Source organism: Psychrobacter sp. GW64-MNA-CIBAN-0177 (genome assembly GCF_040309585.1).
GTDB classification, from domain to species: domain Bacteria; phylum Pseudomonadota; class Gammaproteobacteria; order Pseudomonadales; family Moraxellaceae; genus Psychrobacter; species Psychrobacter okhotskensis.
Map to the genome: position 1 here is coordinate 1 of NZ_JBEOOY010000144.1, position 284 is coordinate 284.

At 37.0% G+C, this 284-nt stretch carries 1 pseudogene; it reads right to left on the minus strand.

The window, feature by feature from the left end:
* Positions 1-150: 150 nt before the first annotated feature.
* A pseudogene (locus AAEY79_RS14545) lies at positions 151-284 on the minus strand (acetyl-CoA C-acetyltransferase); the annotation flags it as partial.

Sequence of the window (284 nt, forward strand, 5' to 3'; positions counted from 1 at the left end):
GTCAATAAGTTCTTTTGAGCTTGATTGAATAAATTCGCCATTAATCAGTAGTGGTACTTGGTGCATAATTAAATCCTGTTTTATAAGAGTGTTAGTGCAGCTTTATTATTATAATTAGCGCTGCATTGATTATTATTTTGTGATGAAAAATTAAAGTGTTTCTACTGCCATGGCCACGGCTTCACCGCCACCAATACATAAAGACGCTACGCCTTTTTTAAGGCCACGATCTTTAAGTGCATGAATAAGCGTTACTAAAATACGTGCGCCGCTTGCACCAATTG